This window comes from Massilia sp. CT11-108 (genome assembly GCF_047302915.1).
GTDB lineage: Bacteria > Pseudomonadota > Gammaproteobacteria > Burkholderiales > Burkholderiaceae_D > Telluria > Telluria orientalis.
Genome location: NZ_JBKYMO010000492.1, coordinates 1 through 4025 on the forward strand (window position 1 = coordinate 1; position 4025 = coordinate 4025).

Sequence of the window (4025 nt, forward strand, 5' to 3'; positions counted from 1 at the left end):
GGCGCAGGTGCGTCCGTCGCCAGGCTCCACCTTGCGTGCGGACGCTCCTGCGCAGGGCCGTCCGGCCAAGCCGCGCGAAGGCACCCAACGTTCACGCGAGGAGCGCCCGGCGCGCAAGGACGCGGTGCGCAATCCGCTCCCCCCGATCACCTTCCCGGAAGACCTCCCTGTCTCGGGCCGCCGCGCCGAAATCGCGAAGGCGCTGATGGAGAACCAGGTGGTGATCGTGTCCGGCGAAACCGGCTCGGGCAAGACGACGCAGCTGCCGAAGATCTGCCTGGAGCTGGGTCGCGGCGAAAAGGGCATGATCGGCCACACGCAGCCGCGCCGCATCGCCGCGTCGTCGACCGCGAAGCGCATCGCGTTCGAACTCGGTTCGCCGTTGGGCGAGCACGTGGGCTACAAGGTCCGCTTCAACGACACGCTGTCGCCCGGCGCCTGGGTCAAGCTGATGACGGACGGTATCCTGCTGGCCGAAACCCAGACCGACCCGCTGCTCAAGGCCTACGACACGATCATCATCGACGAGGCGCACGAACGCAGCCTGAACATCGACTTCCTGCTCGGCTACCTGAAGGAGATCCTGCCGCGCCGGCCGGACCTGAAGGTGATCATCACGTCCGCGACGATCGACGCCGACCGCTTCGCGCGCCACTTCGGCACGCCGGAAAAGCCGGCACCCGTCATCGAAGTGTCGGGCCGTTTGTACAAGGTCGAGGTGCGTTACCGCCCGGTCGAACGCGACCAGGAATTCGCACCCGCCGCCGACGGTAAATCGATGTCGAAAGCGCAGGCCGCGCGCGACAAGCGCGACCTGATGGATGCCGTCGTCGACGGCGTCGACGAATTGTGCCGCCTGGGCCAGGGCGACGTGCTCGTGTTCCTGCCGGGCGAGCGCGAGATCCGCGACTGCGCCGAGGCGCTCCGAAAACACCATCCGCCGCACGTGGAAATCCTGCCGCTGTTCGCGCGACTCTCCGTCGAAGAACAGGACCGCGTGTTCCGCACGACGAACGCGCGCCGCATCGTCCTCGCGACGAACGTGGCCGAGACGTCGCTGACGGTGCCCGGCATCCGCTACGTCGTCGACGCCGGCCTGGCGCGCGTAAAACGCTACAGCTATCGCAACAAGGTCGAGCAGCTGCAGGTCGAGGCGATCTCGCAGGCCGCCGCCAACCAGCGCGCGGGCCGTTGCGGCCGCGTCGCGGACGGCGTCTGCATCCGTTTATATGAGGAAGACGATTTCCTGCAGCGGCCGAAATTCACGGACCCGGAGATCCTGCGCTCGTCGCTGGCGGCCGTCATCCTGCGCATGAAGTCCCTGCACCTGACGGACGTGGAGACCTTCCCGTTCGTCGAACCGCCGCAGGGCCGCGCCATCGCCGACGGCTACCAGCTGCTGCAGGAACTGGGCGCCGTCGACGACGCCAACGAGCTCACGGCGATGGGCCGCAAGCTGGCCAAGCTGCCGCTCGACCCCCGCGTGGGCCGCATGATCCTGGCCGCCGTCGACAACGTGTGCCTGACCGAGATGCTGATCATCGCATCCGCGCTGTCCGTGCAGGACCCGCGCGACCGGCCGATGGAATACCAGCAGCAGGCCGATGAGAAGCACAAGAAGTTCGCCGACGAAAAGAGCGAATTTTTGAGCTTCCTGAAGATCTGGCGCTGGTTCGAGCAGGCCATCGAGCACAAGAAGACCAACCGCCAGCTGCAGGACAACTGCCGCGAGAACTTCCTGTCGCAGGTGCGCCTGCGCGAGTGGCGCGACGTGCACTCGCAACTGCTCACGATCGTGAAGGAGCAGGGCTGGCGCCTGAACGACACCCCGGCCACGTACGAGCAGCTGCACATGGCGCTGCTGACCGGTTTGCTCGGCAATATCGGCTACAAGATGGAAGACGAGGGTGGACAAACCGGCGGCGCCTATCTTGGCGCGCGCGGCATCAAGTTCCACATCTGGCCCGGTTCCACACTCGGCAAGAAGGCCGGCAAATGGATCATGGCGGCGGAACTGGTCGAGACGACGCGCCTGTACGCGCGCTGCATCGCCCAGATCCAGCCGGAGTGGGTCGAGAAGATCGGCGGCCACCTGCTGAAAAAATCGTGGGGTGAGCCGCGCTGGGAAAAGCGCACGGCGCAGGTCACGGCGAGCGAGCGCGCGACGCTGTACGGCATCGTCGTCTATAGCCAGCGCCGCATCAACTACGCGCAGCACAACCCGCTTGACGCGCGCGAGATCTTCATCCGCGACGCACTGGTCGGCGGCGATTACGAGACGCGTTCGCCCTTCTTCGCGCACAACCACAAGCTGATCAAGGAAATCGAGAACCTCGAACACAAGTCGCGCCGCCTGGACGTGCTCGTGGACGACCAGCTGATCCATGCGTTCTACGATAGCGAGATCCCGTCGGACGTGGTGAACGGTGCGGGTTTCGAGAAGTGGTACAAGGACGCGTCGCGCGACAACCCCAAGCTCCTGTACCTGAACCGCGAAGAACTGATGCGCCACGAAGCGGCGGGCGTCACGACGGAGCTGTTCCCGAAGACGATGAACGTCACCGGCATCGAGATGGGCCTGTCGTACCACTTCGAACCGGGCAGCCCGCGCGACGGCGTGACCCTGACCGTGCCGCTGTTCGCGCTGAACCAGATCCCGCGTGAGCGCGCGGACTGGCTCGTGCCGGGCATGCTGAAGGAAAAAGTGCAGCTGCTATTGAAGTCCCTGCCGCAGAAGCTGCGCCGCCACTGCGTGCCGCTGCCGGAGTACGCCGCGCGCTTCTTCGAGCGCAACGAGGACCCCGTGCGCTTCGGCCGCGGCGACCTGATCGACGCGCTCATTGCCGACATCCACGCGCAGACGGGCGTGCGCGTGATGACGACGGACTTCAAGCTGGAGACCTTGCCGGCCCACCTCTTCATGAACTTCAAGGTGGTCGACGAACACGGCCGCCAGCTGGACATGGGCCGCAACCTGGCGACGTTGCAGGCCGAGTTGGGCGGCCAGGCGCGCCAGAGTTTCCAGCGCATGGCGGAGACGGCCCGGCAGCGGCGAAAGGCAAGCCCGCACCGGCCGCACCCGCTGCGCCGACCGCCCACACGAACATCACCGGCTGGACGTTCGGCGAGCTGCCGGAACTGCTGGAGATCACGCAGGGGAAGATCACGCTGATCGGCTTCCCCGCGCTCGTGGACAAGGGCACGTACTGCGACCTGGAAGTCTTCGACGACCCGAACGTGGCGGCGCGCACGCACCGCATCGGCCTGCGCCGCCTGTTCGCGCTGCAGTTCAAGGACCAGCTGAAATTCGCGGAAAAGAACGTGCCGGGCCTGCAGCAGATGGGCATGCAGTTCATGTCGGTAGGTACGCCGGAAGAGCTGCGCGAGCAGATCGTCAACAAGGCCATCGAGATCGCCTGTTTGCAGGATCCGCTGCCGATCGACGCGGCCTCGTTCAACAAGCGCAAGGACGAGGGCAAGGGCCGCATCGGCCTGCTGATCAACGAGACGGCGCGCCTCGCCGGCCAGATCCTCGCGGAGTTCCACGGCCTGCCGAAGCGCCTGCAAGGCCTGCCGCCGGCCGTTGCGAGCGACATGCAGGCGCAGTTGCAGGGCCTCGTGCACAAGCGCTTCATCGCGGAGACGGAGTACAGCCAGCTGGCGCACTTCCCGCGCTACCTGAAGGCGATGAACGTGCGCCTGGAAAAACTGCGCGGCAATCCGGCGCGCGACGCGCAGCTGATGGCGGAGTGGCAGACGGCGGCGACGCAGTTCCAGCGCACGGTGAAGAACCAGCCGCTGAAGAACCTCGACCCGCGCATGATCGAGTTCCGCTGGATGCTGGAAGAACTGCGCGTGTCGCTGTTCGCGCAGGAGCTGCGTACGCCGATGCCGGTGTCTTCCAAGCGCCTGCAGAAAGTGTGGGAGTCGATGCTGCGCTAGTCAACACCGGGGTGGGGGGCCCCGGTTTTGGTATTTGGCCAAAAAAGGGGGGGGGCCCGCCGGGTTGTTGAGGTTGGAGAAGA

At 66.1% G+C, this 4025-nt stretch carries 1 pseudogene; it reads left to right on the plus strand.

Features of this window, described 5'->3' with window-relative positions:
- The first annotated feature begins 31 nt into the window (after positions 1-31).
- Positions 32-3942, plus strand: a pseudogene (gene hrpA / locus ACEN88_RS26025) (ATP-dependent RNA helicase HrpA).
- The last annotated feature ends 83 nt before the right edge of the window (positions 3943-4025 follow it).